The sequence below is a fragment of the Phaeobacter sp. NW0010-22 genome (genome assembly GCF_040365955.1).
Classification (GTDB): Bacteria; Pseudomonadota; Alphaproteobacteria; order Rhodobacterales; family Rhodobacteraceae; genus OMPR01.
This window is the reverse complement of sequence record NZ_BAABWT010000003.1, coordinates 267271-283762: the sequence shown is the minus strand read 5'-3', so window position 1 is coordinate 283762 and position 16492 is coordinate 267271. Positions and strand designations below refer to the sequence as shown.

The following is a 16492-nucleotide window of genomic DNA, read 5'->3' as shown; positions in this document are numbered from 1 at the left end:
AAGGGGCCGCCCTGTGTTCACAAAGATTAGGATCACATTAGCAGCATTGTCTTTTGCAACATTTGGCTCGCCTTCGCTCGCTGTCGAAGGGGGGGCAGGTGCATATTTGTTGGGGTCACGAGAGGGGTTTGCGGGCATTGTGCCGGGGCCCGGTACGTATGTTGGCATTGATCTTGTGCATTCCGAAGGAGTGGTCGAGGGGCTCTCGCTGGCAGGCTTACCGATCAAGGCGGAATCCGATCTCAAAGTGTCTTTTGCCAAGCTGAGTGTGACACAAGTTTTAGACACCCAATTATGGGGCGGCACTCCGGCGCTCAATATAAACGTGCCCTTCGTCTTGGATGCCAAGCTTTCCTTTATAGGGCAAACACCCCCCCTCGTCGGTATTCCAGTTGAGGACACAACATCAGGCATTGGAGATATTACTCTCACGTCCTTGGTTGGCTGGCACCGCGGCAACTTGCACTACAGCGCGGCCTTTTCCGTTTTTGCACCCACGGGCAGCTACAATACCGCCTCGATTGATGTGCCAAACCGAACTATTAATGCGCTCAACACCGGCAAGAATATCTGGTCATTTCAACCCGTGTTTGCCGCCACGTATTTCGATCCATCCCGAGGTTTAGAGTTCTCAGGAGCCGCGAGCCTGTTGTTCAGCACACGCAACTCAGCCACGGATTATCAGAATGCTCCTGCTTTGAACCTTGAGGCAGCGGTTGTGCAACACACCAAGTCTGGATGGGCATTGGGACTGGCAGGTTATGCTTATGCGCAAATTGGCGATGATTCAGGTTCGGGTGCTGACGCGACTCGTGCGTTTCTTGGTGCTGACAGCCTCCGGGCCCAAGTGTTCGGAGCCGGGCCAGTCATCAACTATTCCGGGGCCACGATGTTTGGCAAAGACGTAACATTCAAGGTTAAGTACTTTACCGAGTTTGGCGCAAAACGTCGGTTTGAAAGTGATACTCTCTGGTTCAACGCAGCATTCACCTTCTAAGGGGTTGGCTAATTTTTTGAAGGGGCCCATCACCACCCAAGTCTCTGAGAAACAGCCACAGCTCACGTTTGTAATTGATCACAAACCCCGTTTTGGTCTAATCGCGGTCTTATGGATCACTTTCTGTATCGCGACGGCGCGCTGTACGCCGAGGATGTCCCCATCTCCGAGATCGCCGCGGCGGTGGGTACTCCGTTTTATGCATATTCAACTGCAACGCTTCAAAGGCACTTCAAGCTGTTTGATGATGCGCTCGAAGGTATGGATCACCTTGTCTGCTACGCGATGAAAGCGGCCAGCAATCAGGCCATCTTACGCACATTGGCGCAGGTCGGGGCTGGGATGGATGTAGTGTCCGAAGGGGAATATCTGCGCGCCAAGGCGGCCGGTGTGCCTGGCGAGAAAATCGTATTCTCAGGTGTCGGCAAAACCGCACGCGAAATCCGCACCGCGCTGTCCGGGGGTATTCGCCAGTTCAATGTCGAATCCGAACCCGAGATGGAAGTGATCAACGCTGTCGCTCTAGAATTGGGCGTAGTTGCACCGATCACCGTGCGGGTGAACCCGGATGTGGATGCAAAAACACATGCTAAAATCGCAACTGGGAAATCCGAAAACAAATTTGGCATCCCGATTGCCCGCGCATCCGAGGTTTACGCCCGCGCCGCTGCGTTGCCGGGGCTAGATGTCATTGGCATCGACGTACATATCGGGTCACAATTGACCGAGCTGGAGCCGTTCGAGCTTGCCTATCAAAAGGTTGCGGAACTGACTGAACAGCTGCGCAATGAGGGCCACAATATCCGCCGTCTCGATCTGGGCGGCGGCTTGGGTATTCCTTACACCCGCTCGAACGAGGCGCCACCATTGCCGGTGGAATATGGTGCGCTGATCAAAAAAACCCTTGGTCATCTGGGCTGCGAAATTGAAATCGAACCCGGTCGCCTGATCGCTGGGAACGCCGGCATTCTGGTATCGGACGTGATTTATGTGAAATCGGGCGAAGGTCGTGATTTCTTAATCGTAGATGCGGCGATGAATGACCTGATCCGCCCCGCGATGTATGAAGCACATCATGACATCGTGGCGGTAAACGAGCCGGCTCCGGGTACCGAGATGCAAGCCTATGATATCGTCGGTCCCGTTTGCGAGTCTGGCGATACCTTTGCCAAGCAACGCAACATGCCACCGCTGGCGTCGGGTGATTTGATCGCCTTTCGCAGTGCGGGAGCCTACGGTGCGGTCATGTCCAGCGAATACAACACGCGCCCCCTGATCCCCGAAGTTCTGGTCAATGGGGATCAATTTGCGGTTATTCGCCCACGTCCCACCTTTGACGAAATGATAAACCGCGATACCATACCTGAGTGGCTCTGACGCGATCCCCGCGTCTGACCAACCCGGAGTGACGCTTTGACCGCCAAACCACCCGTGCCTTCGCAAATTCCGCGCCTGTCCTTTTGGCTGACCGGCGCGGGCATTGTCGCTGAACGGGTATTGCGCAGCTTTTGGCTATTTTTTTCCGTTGTGATGCTCGTGCTTGCGGCCCTGATGTTAGGTCTGCAGGATCTCATAGCTGTTGAATTTGTTTGGGGCCTTGCCGGTCTCAGTGCTCTGGCCGGGCTGGCAACACTTGCCTTTGGCGCGCGCAACATGCGCTTTCCCACGCGTACTGATGTTCTGATCCGTTTGGATGCATCATTGCCGGGACGCCCCATTCAGGCGTTGATCGATACGCAAACTGTGGGTGCTCAGGATGCCGCATCGGTGGCGCTTTGGCAGGCGCATCAGGCGCGGATGGCACAGCGGGTGGCCGAAGCGAGCCCAGTTGAACCTGACCTGAAGCTGTCCACGCGAGATCCATATGCCGTGCGCTATATGGCTCTTTTGGCTTTTGTCGTGGCTGTGGTGTTTGGTTCGATTTCACGCGTCGAAACCGTCGCAGGTCTGGCACCAGGCGTGGGTGCAGGGGCGGGGGGGCCAACATGGGAAGGGTGGATCGAGCCACCACGTTATACCGGCTTGCCGACGCTGTATTTGAATGACCAGGCCCTCGAGACGCTGACCTTGCCCGTAAACAGCCGCATTTCCTTGCGGTTTTATGGCGAAGTGGGCGCCTTGACACTGAATGAAACGATCTCAGGGCAAGTGATCCCGGACCCGAGTGCGCCAGAGCAGTCTCTTGTAGTCACCAAAGCCGGATCACTGTCCATCGCAGGGCCCAATGGCCAGTCGTGGCTGGTGCAAATCCTACAAGATATGCCCCCGCAGATCTCAGTCAGCGGTCTTGCAGAAACGCGGGCTGAAGGGCGTATGGCGCTGCCTTTCACGGCGCAGGATGACTATGGTATTTCTGGTGGGCAGGTGACGGTTGAACTGGATCTCCTTGCGGTCGACCGCCGTCATGGTCTGAGCGTAGCCCCTGATTCACGTGCCGCTCTTGTTCTGGATTTGCCCATTCCGATTACGGGTGACCGAAGCGATTTTGTCGAAACCCTGATTGAGGATTTTTCACAACATCCCTGGGCGCACTTGCCGGTCAGGATTACGCTGACCGCAAACGATGCCGCCGGCCAAACCGGGGAGGCAGCCCCGTTTGGAACGGCGTTACTTGCCCGCGGTTTCTTTGACCCCTTGGCGGCGGCGATTGTCGAGCAGCGTCGCGACCTGTTGTGGGCCCGAGCCAATGCAGCGCGCGTGGCCCAGTTTATGCGCGCCATCTCTCACCGGCCTGAGGATCTGTTCCGTTCGTCAACTGGATACCTGCGCTACCGGATCATTTTGCGGCGTCTCGAAGTGTACACTCAGGCAGGTTTGACGCCGGAGTGGCAGACCGAAATTGCAGCCGCTCTATGGGATCTGGCGATCCTGCTCGAAGACGGAAATCTGGGCGACGCCCTGGAACGGTTGCGCCGGGCGCAGGAACGCTTGAGTGAGGCGATGAAGAACGGCGCGACGGACGAAGAAATCGCGGAGCTGATGCAAGATCTCCGCGAAGCAACCGAGGATTATTTACGCCAACTGTCCCGCCAAGCCCAACAAGAGGGGGGTGATCAGCCTCAGGGGCAAAGTGGCGAGTCGATGCAGATGACACAGGATGATCTGCAAAAGATGATGGACAAAATTCAAGAGCTGATGGAGCAGGGCCGTATGGCCGAGGCTCAGCAGGCGCTGGATGAGCTCCAGCAAATGATGGAAAACATGCGCGTAACTCAAGGCCAACAGGGGCAGTCCGAAGGTCAGCGCGCGATGGAAGGGTTGGCAGATACGCTGCGCAATCAACAAGGTCTTTCGGATCAGGCGTTCCGGGACTTGCAGGAGCAATTCAATCCCGGCGCACAGGCGGGAGAGAGCCAAGAAAACCAAGGGCGTGATGGTGGGCAAGGCCGTGGGCAAAGTCATAGTGGCCAAGGTGGCACCGGTGCAGGCGACGGGGAAGACGGTCAGCAAGGTGCGGGGTCGCTGGCAGACCGGCAGCAAGCTTTGCGCGAAGAACTCCGCCGCCAGCAAGAGAACATGCCAGGTGCAGGCACACCCGAGGGGGATGCCACCCGTGAGTCGCTAGATCGGGCTGGGCGCGCGATGGAGGGGGCAGAACAGGCGCTCAGGGAAAACGACATGGCAGAGGCCTTGGATCAGCAATCTTCGGCAATGGAGGCCTTGCGTGAAGGAATGCGTTCCCTTGGCGAGGCTATGGCCCAAGAACAGCAAAACCAACCGGGCCAAGGCACGCAAGAGGGTGACGCACAGGCGCAGAACCGTGATCCGTTGGGCCGTCAGCCCGGATCACAGGGGTCGATCGGAACAGACGAAAATCTGTTGCAGGGGCAGGATGTTTACCGCCGCGCGCGGGAATTGCTTGATGAAATCCGCCGCCGCTCTGGTGAGGGTGAGCGTCCAGAGATCGAGCTGGACTACTTAAAGCGCCTGCTCGATCGGTTCTGAAACATGGTGGCAGAGCTTTGAAAGGGGTTTACTGCCCCACAAAGCCTGCAGCCTGAGCATCCAGCCACAGCCGGGCCTGATCGACCAACGCGACATAAGCGCTGAGCATCGGGTCGGCTTGCGGAACGCTTTGGGCGATAGTCGGGGCGTTGATATACAAACCAGCCAAGATCACCCCAATAATCACAATCACCGAGAATCCGCGCAGGAACCCTCCGGATTTGCGGGGTTTTGCGGGCCCCGGTTGTGGTAAATTGGCTCCCTGATCGGCGGCTTTATCTGTCGAGTTGCGCAGGGTGGAATTGATCTCTTCGATGTCGGGCAACAATCCACGGCGTGATCCGGCATCTTGTGTGGCAACTTCGGTTGATGGTGTTTCGCCGCGAATACGCGCCATCCGATTTTGGGCTTCGCGGGCCCGCCGTTCTGGTTCTTCATTGCCATGCGCGTCCAATCCCAGTTCGGGTTGGCTTTCCAAACTCTGGGTTTCAGTAGCCCGCAAATCGGCTTCGCGTGACGCCTCTTCGCGCAAAATTTCCGACACGTCCGGGGACAGATCACGGCGCACAGGTTCCGGGTCTTCGGTTATCGTTGTGTCAACTGCGGGTTCTGGCGAAGCCTCTTGCGGGGCAGGGTCCGGTTCGGTTTGGGGAATGTCCTGCCCAGTGACTGCGGCTCGCAGACCGTCATCATCAGGGATGGATGCAACAGGGTCCGGCGTGCTGTGTGTCTCTTCAGAGATCACTTTATCTGGATGCTCCTGAAACCACGTGTCACCGCAGTTGGAACACTGAACGTCCCGGCCATCTTGCGGGATCACTTCTATTGGCACTTCGTATTGAGCACCGCAATTAGGACATGTCAGACGCATTCGGCCTCCCGGTGTTTTGTTCTGCCTGAATATTATTTTTTAATGACCATAGGCTGTTAAGCCCCACACGAAAAGAGAGTTTTATCTGACCCAGCGATAAGTGGTGTATCAGGATCGTCTCGAGGCATTGAAACTATATCCATGCTGAGGCAAGAAGACAGTCAAAGCGACAGGGGATACAACTGTGATCGAGCTGGATAACGTGGGCTATAGCTATGGCGGTGGGGAATTGTTGAGCAATTTGTCAGTACGCCTGACGCCTGGTTCCTTTCATTTCCTGACCGGCCCGTCCGGGGCGGGCAAGACAACGTTGCTGAAACTGTGCTACGGGGCCCTGCATCCGACGGCGGGACAGGTGCGCGCCTTTGAAACGGACATGCGCAAGCTCGACCGGGATCAAACTGCGCTGCTGCGTCGCCGAATTGGCGTTGTGCATCAGGATTGCCGGTTCTTGGATCATTTAACTTTAACCGAAAACGTTGCTCTGCCTTTGCTGGTTTCGGGGCGTGACCTGTCCTCTGAGACGGACAACCTGAATGAATTGATGCAGTGGGTTGGCCTGTCTGGTCGGGCAGACGCACGGCCACCCGAATTATCGGGCGGGGAACGTCAACGGGCCGCTCTTGCGCGGGCTGTTATCATGTCTCCTGATGTCGTCATCGCGGACGAGCCAACCGGTAACGTGGATTGGGAAATGTCACAGCGCCTGTTGCAACTGTTGGTCGAATTGAACCGCATGGGCAAAACCGTGCTGATCGCAACCCACGATCTTAGCTTGATCCGGGCCGCCAAAAGTCAGGTGCAGGCTCGCGTTCTGCGCATTGCCAACCGCCAACTGCAAACAGCGGGGGCGGACCTATGAATACAGCCAACCTGCGCACCTTGTTGATGGGGGACAAACAAGCCGATCGTGTTGTCCCGCCCACTGGATTTACCGCCCAGTTGACGTTGTTTGTTTCTGGCGCCATGGGGTTTCTGGCCGTGTTTGCCTTGGCTTTGTCTTTAGCATCCGGACGCTTGGCGGATCGCTGGGCAGATGAACTGGCACGCTCTGCGACCTTGCGGATCAATGCGCCAACAGATCAACGCGCGGACCAGACTAAAGCAGCCCTGGATATTCTGGCACAGACGCCCGGCGTTGCCTCTGCGCGCGCGCTGTCTGTCGAAGAGCAGGTTGCTCTGCTGACCCCATGGTTTGGCCCGGATCTGCCATTGGACACCCTGCCGATCCCACAGCTGATCGAGGTCATTGCGGGCGAGCCCGGATACGATCTGGCCGGGTTGCGCTTGCGTCTGGTGGCCGAGGTCCCGGGCGCGGTGTTTGACGACCATACCCGCTGGCGCGAGCCGCTTGTTGATGCGGCCAATTCGCTGCGTCGGCTAGCACTGGTTTCGACCCTTTTGATCGGTGGTGCACTGGCTGGCATGATTACACTGGCCGCCAACGCGGCCTTGGCCGCAAATGCGCAGGTGATTGAAGTTTTGCGGTTGGTTGGGGCGCGGGACCGCTATATCGCTGGAGCGTTTGTACGCCGGTTTACGATGCGCGCGCTCATTGGGTCGGCCATTGGTGTTGGCATCGGGATGGGCGGTGTCATGCTGCTCCCCGAGGCCTCAAACGAGGGCGGCTTTTTAACCGGCCTTGGCTTTCAGGGCCTTGGCTGGGGCGTGCCCCTTTTGCTACCGCTGCTCAGCGGCGTCGTCGCCTTTTTTGCCACCTGGAACGCCGCGCGGCGCACGCTAAAGGAACTCACGTAATGGCCAACGCAATTCAATGGCTCCGTTCACTGGTGTTTGTGGTTGTCATCTATGCTTGGATGGCGATCCTGGGTATTTTGTTCTTCCCCTATGCCCTGTTGACGAAACGCGGCGCCCTCAGCGCGTGCAAGCTCTATGCCCGATCGGTGATCTGGATGGCCGGTTGGATGGTCGGCATCAAAGGCGAAGTGCGCGGCATCGTTCCCAAAGATGAGGTGATGATCGCGGCCAAACATCAGTCCTTTTTTGATATCCTGTTGATCTTTAACGCCATTCCCCATGGTAAGTTCATCATGAAGCGAGAGCTGCTGTGGACGCCCGTTATTGGCCTTTACGCCAAGCGCCTTGGCTGTATTCCAGTAGATCGCGGCAGAAAGGGAACCGCGATTGCCAAAATGGTCAAAGACGTCGCGACTGAATTCTCTGAGCCAGGCCAATTGGTGATCTATCCGCAGGGTACGCGGGTCGCGCCAGGGGCCAAGAAACCTTACAAGGTTGGCAGTGCCATTTTGTATGATGGCTTGGGCATGCCCTGTGTCCCTGTGGCCGCAAATGTTGGCGTGTTCTGGCCGCGGACTGGTATTATGCGAAAGCCCGGTCGGGCTGTTGTTGAGTTCCTTGACCCGATTGCCCCCGGAGTGCCCCGGTCTGACTTCATGGCCCAACTCGAACAGGCGATTGAAAGCCAGTCAAATTTGTTGATGAAAGAAGCAGGGTTTGATCCCAGCTAACCCATCAAGAGGCGTGTTGGAGGATATGGCTAGATCTGACGTTACCTATTCAGATCGGTATCTTTCCAATATTTCGTACCGGTGGCGTTTGCATTCACGCGCCACCCTTTTTTGTCGAGCACAAAGAACGATCGACCATCGATAAATTGGACGGCTTCTGTGGTTCGGCTATCCCCTGTCATCGCTCCAGCGTTGGCAGAGGCATCGTAGCCATATTCAGTGAACGCATCAAAGTCGGCTTGGGTTTCGAACATGATCACAAACTGGCTTTCGAACCCGCCAATCCCAAACGCCGCCCCAACTCCGCCCGTTCCCATCTGCATATAGGTCCGTGCGCCGGCCTCTGTAGAAATGGCAACGCCACGACCATACCCGGCAGATAGCGGGAAAATGGTCAGGCTGCGAGTGTCAAAGGCAGCGTATCCCGCGCTGATGTCATACATATTGTTGGCATCTGGGTTTTCCGCGCGCAGGCGAGATATCACACCGTCAGCCATCGTATCCAATTTGGCACGCATAGCCTCGGGCGTCTCTTCCTCGCGCAACAGCTCGTTGGTAGATTTAATCGACTGATCGACCGCGTCCACGCCTTTGCCAACTGCATCTCCGACACTGTTCGCCCCGCGTTCAGCTGCGCTGACAGCACTATCCGCACCGCGCTTCACCTTGTCGAACAACCCCTCGGCAAAGGTGGGGCTGGCGAAACTAACGACAGCAGTCAGGATGAGGATGCGTTTCAATTCTCTTGCTCCCAGTGGTGTATGGCCTGTGCAGCGAACCGATGACACGCCGTATTGGCGATTGGCTATCAGCTCAAAAATCGCGTTAATCTGGATAAGACATATCAAGCTTTCCCAAAAAAAGAAGAGGCGACCAATTGGCCGCCTCTCATGAACCCGCGTAAAGGAGGGCGCTTTAGCTGTGAATTGCGCCATCACCACAGGCCAGAGCGGCCTCACGGACCGCCTCAGAATAGGTGGGGTGGGCGTGGCAGGTTAGCGCGATATCTTCGGCTGAGGCGCCGAATTCCATGGCAACACAGATTTCGTGGATTATGTCACCGGCACCCGGGCCGATGATGGAACAGCCCAGAATGCGATCTGTTTCCGCATCTACGACCAGTTTCACAAAGCCATCGCCCTGATGAACCGCTTTGGCGCGTGCGTTGCCCATGAACATAAACTTGCCGACCTTGATCTTACGACCCTCAGCCTTCAGCGCATCCTCGGTCTGACCAACCGTAGCGACCTCTGGGGCGGTGTAGACCACGCCGGGGATCACGCCATAGTTCACGTGCCCATGCTTGCCCGCGATGACTTCAGCGACGGCCATGCCTTCGTCTTCGGCCTTGTGCGCCAGCATCGGACCTTCGATTGCATCACCGATGGCGTAGATGCCCGGAATATTGGTCGCCCAATGTGCGTCGGTTGCAACCTGACCACGCTCGGTCATCTTAACACCCAACGCATCCAGACCCAGCCCATCAACATAGGGTTTACGGCCGGTTGCAACCAAGACCACATCGGCGTCGATGGTTTCGGCGTCGCCACCCTTTTTCAACTGATAGGTCACTTTGGCTTTGTTTTTGGCGGTTTCAACGCCCTGAACAGCCGCGCCCATGATGAATTTCAGGCCCTGCTTTTCCAAGATCCGCTTGAACGTGCGTTGTACGTCTTTGTCCATGCCGGGGCATACCGCATCCATGTATTCGACCACGGTCACTTCGGACCCAAGGCGCGCGTAAACCGACCCGAGTTCCAGACCGATAACACCGGCCCCGATCACAACCATCCGCTTGGGCACCTTGGGTAATTCCAAACCGCCGGTCGAGGTCACCACGATTTTTTCGTCCACCTCAACACCGGGCAACGACGACGATACCGACCCCGATGCAATCACGATATTCTTGGCCTCGTGCACATCGTCGCCAACCTGCACCTTGCCCGCTGCCGGGATCGAGGCCCAGCCTTTGATCCATTCGATCTTGTTCTTCTTGAACAGGAATTCGATACCGCCAGTGTTCTGGCTGATCACGTCGTCCTTATAGGCCTTCATCTGTGGCCAATCGACGGACGGGGTTTTCCCCTTCAGGCCCATGTCGGCAAAGTTATGCTCGGCTTCGTGCAGCATATGGCTGGCGTGCAGCAATGCCTTGGATGGGATACAGCCCACGTTCAGGCAGGTGCCGCCCAATGTTTCGCGGCCTTCGACCACGGCTGTTTTCAGACCCAGCTGTGCGCAGCGGATGGCTGATACATAGCCGCCAGGGCCTGCGCCGATGATGATGACGTCATATTGAGCCATTTCGGTCTCCTGTTTTTGGTCAGACATGTCAGCGTGACATGTATTAAAAGTCAGTGGATGGGCGTGGCGTCGTCCGTTGCCGCGCTTTTTCGGCAGACAAATAGCGTATCGTCCCACAACCCATGGGTTTCAATCTCTTCGGGTTTGAACAGGTCAGAGGGCGTCATGAGGGTGACATGCAGCCCATTGTTTGCGAGACGATCTGCCAGATCGCGGCCATAAACGCGCACGTGATCGAACTGTCCAAACCGCTTTTCTCGCTCCGCCGGATCCGTAACACTCGGGTCCTCGTCGGTTTCAGCGCTTTCCCGCTTGTAGGGGACCTGAACAAGGGCCGTTCCATTGGCGGACAAACTGCGCGACAGCTCTGCAATCGCCGCTTTGTCATCTGGAACGTGCTCCAAAACGTGCGAGCACATGATCAAATCAAACGATTCATCTGCACATGGGAGCGCGGTGATATCCCAGTGAAAATCAACCTTTGGCGCGCTGTAATCCGTTGTCGTCACATCAAGGGATGGCTGAGCATCCAACAACTGCAAGGTCGAAAAGTCAGGAGCAAACAACAGCGCTTTTGCCCGCTGCCCCGGAGCGGTTGGATAGGTTCGAAGGTATCTTGCCAAGATGCGCTGACGCGCGAGCGAGCCACAATACGGACAGGCATCACCACTGTCCTTTCGCCACGCAGAAAAGCTCTTGCCGCAACAGTCACATCGAACTGCGTTGCCAGAATACTGAACCAAACTCACCAGTCGGCGCAGGGATCGGTACATCTCTGACAGGACTGGAATGTGGCGATAGGGTGTAGACATTAGGTTGTCCTTATCAGCGATCGAAAAACAGGTGCGGTGTCCTGATCAGACCCCGCACCATTGTCGCTTACAGGTCCATCAACAGACGGCGTGGATCTTCCAGAGCTTCTTTGACACGCACCAAGAAGGTAACAGCGCCCTTACCGTCAACAATACGGTGATCGTAGCTCAGCGCCAGATACATCATCGGGCGGATCACAACCTGTCCATTGATTGCCATAGGGCGATCCTGGATCTTGTGCATGCCAAGGATGCCTGACTGTGGTGGGTTCAGGATCGGTGAAGACATCAACGACCCATACACACCGCCGTTCGAGATGGTGAATGTGCCGCCCTGCATTTCTGCCATCGACAGTTTGCCATCACGGGCGCGCTTGCCCTTTTCCGAGATCGCTTTTTCGATACCTGCAAAAGACATCGCATCGGCATCCCGGATCACTGGAACAACCAGACCTGATGGCGTACCCGCCGCAACACCCATGTGTACAAAGTTTTTATACACAACATCGGTGCCGTCGATCTCGGCGTTGACTTCAGGCACTTCTTTTAGGGCGTGACAGCAGGCTTTGGTGAAGAAGGACATAAAGCCCAAGCGGACGCCATGCTTTTTCTCAAACTGGTCTTTGTACTGATTCCGCAGCGCCATAACCTCGGTCATATCGACCTCGTTATAAGTGGTCAGCATCGCGGCAGTGTTCTGGCTGTCCTTCAGGCGCTTGGCAATGGTTTGACGCAGGCGGGTCATCTTCACCCGCTCTTCGCGCGCAGCATCATCTGCCGATACCGGGCCACGTGGGGCTTGGGCAACAGGGGCAGCGGGGGCCACAGCCACGGCGGCGGCACTGCCGGCTGCAACCGCGCGGGCCACATCGTCCTTCATGATCCGACCATCACGACCGGTGCCTGTTACGTTGGCGGCACTGATACCGGCCTCGGCCATTGCTTTTTCAGCCGAAGGGGCGTTCGCAACATCTCTACCAGATGCAGCAGCCGCTGCCGCAGGGGCAGCCACAGCAGGTGCTGCAGCAGCGCCAGAACCGGAAATCACACCGAGCTTGGCAGTTGCATCGACGGTTGCGCCTTCGGCAGCGGTGATTTCTGCCAGAACGCCAGCAACAGGGGCGGGCACTTCGACCGACACCTTGTCTGTTTCCAACTCACACAGCATTTCATCTTGTGCGACGGTATCACCTACGGCCTTGAACCAGGTCGAAACCGTGGCTTCGGTGACCGATTCACCTAAAGTGGGCACCATCACATCGGTGCTGCCACCCGCGGCTGCGGGTGCTTCGCTTGACGCGGCCGCAGGCGCTGGGGCAGGTGCGGCGCCTTCACCGGCAAGGATTGTTGCCAACAGAGCGTCAACACCTACGGTTTCACCTTCGGCGGCAACGATTTCACCCATGACACCAGCAGACGGTGAGGGGACCTCAACTGTTACCTTGTCAGTTTCCAGTTCACACAGCATTTCATCCACTGCCACTGCATCGCCGGGTTTCTTGAACCAGGTGGCAACCGTGGCTTCGGTCACGGATTCGCCAAGCGTGGGGACACGAACTTCGATTGTCATGTTTTAGTTTCCTTCGATGCTCAGCGCTTCGTTCACGAGCGCCGCTTGTTGTGCTTTGTGTTGGCTGGCCAGACCCGTTGCGGGCGAGGCAGAGGTGGCGCGTCCCACATAACGGGGACGCGAGTGTTTTGCGTCAATACGGCTCAGGACCCACTCGATGTTAGGTTCGATGAAGTGCCATGCGCCTTGGTTCTTGGGCTCTTCCTGACACCAGATGACTTCGGCGCCTTTGAACCGCTCAAGCTCGTTGATCAACGAGTGGGCCGGGAAGGGGTAGAACTGTTCGACACGCAGCAGATAGACGTCGTCAATGCCACGGGCATCGCGCTCTTCCAGCAGGTCATAGTAGACCTTGCCGGAACACATCACGACGCGCTTGATCTTGTCATCCGTAACCAGTTGCGTGTCAGAATTGCCTTTTTGCGCATCATCCCACAGAACTCGGTGGAAACTGGAACCGGTGGTGAAATCCTCGGCTGTGCTGACGGCCATCTTGTGACGCAGCAGGGACTTAGGTGTGACCAAGATCAGCGGCTTGCGGAAGGTCCGGTGCAACTGACGGCGCAAAATGTGGAAGTAGTTCGCAGGCGTTGTACAGTTTGCCACGATCCAGTTGTCCTGACCACACATCTGCAGGAACCGCTCCAGACGCGCGGACGAGTGTTCGGGGCCTTGGCCTTCGAACCCGTGCGGCAACAGACAGACCAAACCGGACATCCGCAACCATTTGCTTTCGCCCGAGCTGATGAACTGATCGAACATGATCTGCGCGCCGTTGGCGAAATCGCCAAACTGGGCTTCCCACAGAGTCAGGGCGTTAGGCTCAGCCAGTGAATAGCCATACTCAAAACCCAACACAGCATATTCAGACAGCATCGAGTCGATGACGTCATACTGCGACTGACCCGCGCGGATATTGTTCAGAGGGTAATAGCGTTCTTCGGTTTCCTGATTGATCAGTCCCGAATGACGCTGGCTAAATGTACCCCGTGTGGCGTCCTGCCCAGACAAACGTACCGGGTAGCCTTCGGTTAACAACGAGCCAAAGGCGAGCGCCTCGCCCGTGGCCCAGTCAAACCCTTTGCCTTCTTCAAACATCTTGCCGCGGGTTGCCAAAAGCCGGCCCACGGTTTTGTGCAGGGCAAACCCATCCGGTGCCCGGCTCAATGAGGTACCGATTTCTGTCAGAGTATCGGGCGAAATAGCGGTTTCGCCACGCACGTATTCTTCTTTGTTTTTGTCCAGGTGCGACCAGCGCCCATCCAGCCAGTCGGCTTTGTTGGGCTTATAGTCTTTTCCAGCTTCAAACTCATCGTTCAGATGGGCTTGGAATGCGGCCTTCATGTCCTCGATCTCGCCCTCGGGGATGAGGCCATCTTTGACCAGACGCTCGGTGTACAGCGACAGCGTGGTTTTGTGGGTCTTGATCCTTTTGTACATGATCGGGTTGGTGAACATGGGCTCGTCGCCCTCGTTGTGTCCAAACCGACGGTAGCAAAAGATGTCGATGACCACGTCTTTGTGGAACTTCTGACGGAATTCAGTGGCCACCTTGGCCGCATGAACAACCGCTTCGGGGTCATCACCGTTCACGTGGAAAATCGGCGCTTCGACCATCAGCGCGATATCTGTGGGATAAGGGCTCGACCGGCTGAAATGCGGCGCGGTGGTAAAGCCAATCTGGTTGTTGACCACGATGTGCATGGTACCGCCGGTTTTATGTCCTTTCAGACCCGACAGGCCAAAACCTTCGGCCACAACACCCTGACCCGCAAAGGCCGCATCACCATGCAACAGGATCGGCAGAACCTGCGTGCGATCCGTATCACCCAGTTGGTCCTGCTTGGCGCGGGCCTTGCCCAGAACCACAGGGTTTACCGCCTCAAGGTGGCTGGGGTTGGCAGTCAGCGAAAGGTGGACCGAGTTGTTGTCGAATTCACGATCGCTGGACGCGCCGAGGTGATATTTCACATCGCCTGATCCATCCACATCTTCGGGCTTAAAGCTGCCGCCCTGGAATTCGTTGAAAATGGCGCGATATGGTTTGCGCATCACGTTCGCCAGAACGCTTAGACGCCCACGGTGCGGCATGCCGATGATGATGTCGCGCACACCCAGATTGCCACCGCGTTTGATGATCTGCTCCATCGCGGGGATCAGGCTTTCGCCGCCATCCAGACCAAAACGTTTGGTGCCCATGTATTTCACATGCAGGAACTTTTCGAACCCTTCGGCCTCGACCATCTTGTTCAGGATCGCCTTGCGGCCCTCACGGGTGAACGAGATTTCTTTGCCGAACCCCTCGATTCGCTCTTTCAGCCAAGCAGCCTCTTCCGGGTTGGAAATATGCATGTACTGCAACGCAAAGGTGCCACAATAGGTGCGTTTTACGATCTCAACGATCTGCCGCATCGAGGCAACCTGCAGTCCCAGCACGTTGTCGATAAAGATCGGGCGATCCATGTCCGCTTCGGTAAAGCCATATGTCTTGGGGTCCAGCTCAGGATGCTTGGACCCTTCGCGCATGCCCAGTGGGTCCAGATCAGCAGCCAAATGGCCCCGGATCCTGTAGGCCCGGATGATCATAAGCGCGCGGATCGAATCCAGAACGGCCCGTTTGATGGCCTCATCGCTGACCTCAACACCTTTGCTTGCGGCTTTGTCGGCGATCTTTTTGCCAGCTGCTTTGGTCTCACCCGCAGGCCATTCGCCCGTCAGTGCAGCTGTCAGATCATCGCCCGGAACCGGTGGCCAGTCATTGCGCGCCCAAGAGGGGCCACTTGCCTCGGCCTTCACGTCCAGTTCTGCGTCTCCCATTTGTCTGAAAAACTCAGCCCAGGCGGCATCCACCGCATTTGGATCACCGGCGTATTGAGCATACAGTTGCTCAAGATACTCGGCGTTATGCCCTTGCATAAAGCTGGAGGCGTGGAACACGTCGTTGGGCGAATGTTCGGTCATGATTGTACCTCATATGGGTTGGGACCGTATTGGTTAGTACCCGGCTGGCTGGGGCGGGTGAGCCACCACAAAACCAACAGGGGAGAGACGATAAGAACGATCATCGTCGGGATCATCACAAGCAGCGTGGCCCGTGTGAACAAAAGATCCAGCGATCCGCCGGGGGCGAAGCTGGAGGCGACGCCAATGCCAAATACCATGACAAGGCCCGCACCAACCATCAGCAGGATCGGGAACAGGGCATAAAACCCGCTACGACCTGTGTCCTGCATGCGTCGCCATGCGACGGCCAGATGGGGAAAGAAAACGATAAGACCAACCAGACTTTGCACCGGTTGAGAAGACGTGGCTGTGATGGATTTCACGCCATTCGCCTCGGTCTCTACAACCTGTGTGAACAGCTGCCAGTCGATGAGACCAGCCAACGCATTCCACAGCACGATGAACAGGAAGAAAAACCAGTACTCAGAACGAGAGGCCCGCCCTGAAAACGAAAGGAATTTTGAGAAACACGTTCTGACGGCTTGCGAAAAGGTCATGTGA

At 56.7% G+C, this 16492-nt stretch carries 13 protein-coding genes; 6 read left to right on the top strand and 7 right to left on the bottom strand.

Annotated elements, in window-relative coordinates; translation table 11 throughout:
- The first annotated feature begins 13 nt into the window (after positions 1–13).
- The 3 genes from ABWV33_RS08250 (at position 14) to ABWV33_RS08240 (ending at position 4942) form a co-directional block, all read left to right on the top strand.
- The gene (locus tag ABWV33_RS08250; protein ID WP_353329990.1) at positions 14–997 is read left to right on the top strand and encodes a SphA family protein; all 984 of its coding nucleotides are present in this window, start codon (positions 14–16) and stop codon (positions 995–997) included.
- A 111-nt stretch (positions 998–1108) separates the two neighbouring features.
- Entirely contained in the window at positions 1109–2374 is a 1266-nt protein-coding gene (gene lysA / locus ABWV33_RS08245; RefSeq protein ID WP_353329988.1) for a diaminopimelate decarboxylase, read from the top strand.
- Positions 2375–2410: 36 nt separating this feature from the next.
- Positions 2411–4942 carry a TIGR02302 family protein gene (locus tag ABWV33_RS08240; RefSeq protein ID WP_353329986.1) on the top strand — a complete coding sequence of 844 codons (2532 nt, stop codon included), beginning with the start codon at positions 2411–2413 and terminating at the stop codon, positions 4940–4942.
- Between the two features lie 28 nt (positions 4943–4970).
- Here ABWV33_RS08240 and ABWV33_RS08235 read toward each other — a convergent pair whose 3' ends face one another.
- The gene (locus ABWV33_RS08235; protein ID WP_353329984.1) at positions 4971–5813 is read right to left on the bottom strand and encodes a zinc-ribbon domain-containing protein; all 843 of its coding nucleotides are present in this window, start codon (positions 5811–5813) and stop codon (positions 4971–4973) included.
- Between the two features lie 184 nt (positions 5814–5997).
- Here ABWV33_RS08235 and ABWV33_RS08230 point away from each other — a divergent pair, with 184 nt between their 5' ends.
- From ABWV33_RS08230 to ABWV33_RS08220, 3 genes are read left to right on the top strand one after another with little or no spacing between them, the layout of a single operon-like run.
- Positions 5998–6675: a cell division ATP-binding protein FtsE gene (locus tag ABWV33_RS08230; RefSeq protein ID WP_113825445.1), complete on the top strand. Its 678-nt coding sequence runs from the start codon at positions 5998–6000 to the stop codon at positions 6673–6675.
- Positions 6672–7571 (top strand): cell division protein FtsX, encoded by a 900-nt coding sequence (locus ABWV33_RS08225; protein ID WP_164618324.1) that lies wholly within the window; start codon positions 6672–6674, stop codon positions 7569–7571. The genes ABWV33_RS08230 and ABWV33_RS08225 overlap by 4 nt, the downstream gene beginning before the upstream one ends.
- Positions 7571–8302: a lysophospholipid acyltransferase family protein gene (locus ABWV33_RS08220; RefSeq protein ID WP_113825443.1), complete on the top strand. Its 732-nt coding sequence runs from the start codon at positions 7571–7573 to the stop codon at positions 8300–8302. The genes ABWV33_RS08225 and ABWV33_RS08220 overlap by 1 nt, the downstream gene beginning before the upstream one ends.
- Before the next feature lie 41 nt (positions 8303–8343).
- Here ABWV33_RS08220 and ABWV33_RS08215 read toward each other — a convergent pair whose 3' ends face one another.
- The 6 genes from ABWV33_RS08215 to ABWV33_RS08190 all read right to left on the bottom strand — a co-directional run bounded on the left by ABWV33_RS08215 (position 8344) and on the right by ABWV33_RS08190 (position 16488).
- A complete protein-coding gene (locus tag ABWV33_RS08215; RefSeq protein WP_353329981.1) occupies positions 8344–9042 on the bottom strand; it encodes a lipid-binding SYLF domain-containing protein in 699 nt (232 codons plus the stop codon).
- Between the two features lie 175 nt (positions 9043–9217).
- Positions 9218–10606: a dihydrolipoyl dehydrogenase gene (gene lpdA, locus ABWV33_RS08210; protein WP_353329976.1), complete on the bottom strand. Its 1389-nt coding sequence runs from the start codon at positions 10604–10606 to the stop codon at positions 9218–9220.
- Between the two features lie 50 nt (positions 10607–10656).
- Entirely contained in the window at positions 10657–11418 is a 762-nt protein-coding gene (locus tag ABWV33_RS08205) for a methyltransferase domain-containing protein (protein WP_113825440.1), read from the bottom strand.
- A gap of 67 nt (positions 11419–11485) precedes the next feature.
- A complete protein-coding gene (odhB, locus tag ABWV33_RS08200) occupies positions 11486–12988 on the bottom strand; it encodes a 2-oxoglutarate dehydrogenase complex dihydrolipoyllysine-residue succinyltransferase (protein ID WP_353329974.1) in 1503 nt (500 codons plus the stop codon).
- A gap of 3 nt (positions 12989–12991) precedes the next feature.
- Positions 12992–15949, bottom strand: a complete 2958-nt coding sequence (locus tag ABWV33_RS08195; RefSeq protein ID WP_113825438.1) for a 2-oxoglutarate dehydrogenase E1 component — start codon at positions 15947–15949, stop codon at positions 12992–12994.
- Entirely contained in the window at positions 15946–16488 is a 543-nt protein-coding gene (locus ABWV33_RS08190) for a DUF805 domain-containing protein (protein ID WP_353329972.1), read from the bottom strand. The genes ABWV33_RS08195 and ABWV33_RS08190 overlap by 4 nt, the downstream gene beginning before the upstream one ends.
- Positions 16489–16492 lie beyond the last annotated feature (4 nt).

Excerpts from the sequence above, each read along its gene's own strand:
- lysA (WP_353329988.1), top strand. The coding sequence starts at position 1,109 with ATGGATCACTTTCTGTATCGCGACGGCGCGCTGTACGCCGAGGATGTC.
- ABWV33_RS08235 (WP_353329984.1), bottom strand. The coding sequence starts at position 5,813 with ATGCGTCTGACATGTCCTAATTGCGGTGCTCAATACGAAGTGCCAATA.
- ABWV33_RS08225 (WP_164618324.1), top strand. The coding sequence starts at position 6,672 with ATGAATACAGCCAACCTGCGCACCTTGTTGATGGGGGACAAACAAGCC.
- ABWV33_RS08220 (WP_113825443.1), top strand. The coding sequence starts at position 7,571 with ATGGCCAACGCAATTCAATGGCTCCGTTCACTGGTGTTTGTGGTTGTC.
- lpdA (WP_353329976.1), bottom strand. The coding sequence starts at position 10,606 with ATGGCTCAATATGACGTCATCATCATCGGCGCAGGCCCTGGCGGCTAT.
- ABWV33_RS08205 (WP_113825440.1), bottom strand. The coding sequence starts at position 11,418 with ATGTCTACACCCTATCGCCACATTCCAGTCCTGTCAGAGATGTACCGA.
- odhB (WP_353329974.1), bottom strand. The coding sequence starts at position 12,988 with ATGACAATCGAAGTTCGTGTCCCCACGCTTGGCGAATCCGTGACCGAA.
- ABWV33_RS08195 (WP_113825438.1), bottom strand. The coding sequence starts at position 15,949 with ATGACCGAACATTCGCCCAACGACGTGTTCCACGCCTCCAGCTTTATG.
- ABWV33_RS08190 (WP_353329972.1), bottom strand. The coding sequence starts at position 16,488 with ATGACCTTTTCGCAAGCCGTCAGAACGTGTTTCTCAAAATTCCTTTCG.